This is a genomic window from Streptomyces sp. NPDC054956 (assembly GCF_053609185.1).
On sequence record NZ_JBSGXB010000647.1, the window covers coordinates 1 to 1,255 of the forward strand.

1 protein-coding gene and 2 pseudogenes are annotated in these 1,255 nt (G+C 77.9%); 2 read left to right on the forward strand and 1 reads right to left on the reverse strand.

Annotated elements, in window-relative coordinates; all coding sequences use genetic code 11:
- Positions 1 to 87, forward strand: a pseudogene (locus ACWGDE_RS39040) (DUF1326 domain-containing protein); the annotation flags it as partial.
- Here ACWGDE_RS39040 and ACWGDE_RS39045 read toward each other — a convergent pair.
- Positions 84 to 839, reverse strand: a complete 756-nt coding sequence (locus ACWGDE_RS39045) for a hypothetical protein (protein ID WP_453393835.1) — start codon at positions 837 to 839, stop codon at positions 84 to 86. The pseudogene ACWGDE_RS39040 and the gene ACWGDE_RS39045 overlap by 4 nt on opposite strands.
- Before the next feature lie 41 nt (positions 840 to 880).
- On the opposite strand from ACWGDE_RS39045, the pseudogene ACWGDE_RS39050 reads away from it, so the two are divergent.
- A pseudogene (locus ACWGDE_RS39050) lies at positions 881 to 1,006 on the forward strand (DNA-binding response regulator); the annotation flags it as partial.
- Positions 1,007 to 1,255: the final 249 nt, after the last annotated feature.

Consider the following 1,255-nt stretch of genomic DNA (forward strand, 5'->3'; position numbering starts at 1 on the left):
GACCGCGCCGACGCCTTCGGCTTCCGGTGGAGCCGGGAGGGCCAGTCCAGCAAGCACATCACGTTCGACTGGACCGGCCCCGACTAGGTCGTCCGGGTCACCGACCCGGCGGCCGGTGGCCGGCGGGTCGGCGAGCCCGTGCCCCTGCTCACTCCGCCCGCAGGGCCCGCACCGTACGGGTGCGGGCCGCCCAGGGCCGCGACCGAGCCCACGTCGGTGCGCAGCGCCATCCCCTCGCCGAGGTCGAACACTTCCCCGACGATCCGCAGCCGGACGGTGCGGTCCTGCTCCGACAGGAGGACCGTGCCGCCCACCGCGACGCCCGCGGTTTTCAGGAAGCGGGTGGCCGCCACCACTTCGCCCGGGGCGCCGAACCAGCGGCCGGACACCATCGTGTGGTCGGCGCCGGGCACGTGGCCCTCGTACGCCACCAGGTCCACGCCGCCCTTCAGCCCGGCCACCGACACCTCCGTCCTGGCGATCCGGTACGAGGACGCGGTCTCGGGCCGGGCTCCGATCGCCCCGGCCACCGCCGCCGGGTCGGCGGGCTCGCGCTGCGGGCTCGGCGGGCCCTCACCGGGCCTGGCGAGCGTCCGGACCTCCACGCCGCCGCCCCGGTCCGGGTCCCCGTCCCGCTGGACCGCGACGAGCGTGCTGCCCAGGCCCACCGCGAAGGTCACCGCGAGCGCGCCGAACGCGACGGCCGCGGCCATCGTCGCCGACCGGGCCGGGCGGGCGAACGGGCTCGCCAGCCCGAGGCTGACCGCACGCGGGAACGGCAGCAGGCCGAGCAGCCGGCGCGCCCGGCGTCCCCGCCCGCCCCCGGCTCCCCGGCCCATGCCGAGCACCCGTGCCGTGTGCAGTCGTGCGGCCCGCAGCGCGGGCGCACGTCGCCCGCATCCTCGCCAAGCTCCGCCTGCGCGACCGGGCCCAAGCCGTGATCGCGGCCTACGAAACGGGCCTGGTCACCCCGGACTGCGGCCGCCGCGGCCCGGATCTACGCTGATGGGGTGACCGGCCGCGCCGGAAGCCCCGGAAGGGCCCGCTGTCGTCCGGAGGCGGCCAGAGGGAGGTGACGCCCGATGTCCGCACCCCGGGCAGCCACGGCCGCGGTCCGCTGCGCGGCCGCCGGAGCCGTCTGCTTGCTGGTCCTCGGGGGCGCCGGTTCCGCCGGGGCCGACGACAACGGCATCGCCGACAAGAGCGCCCGGGCGATCGCCGACGCCTCGCGCGAGGCGATGTCCGGAGCCACGTC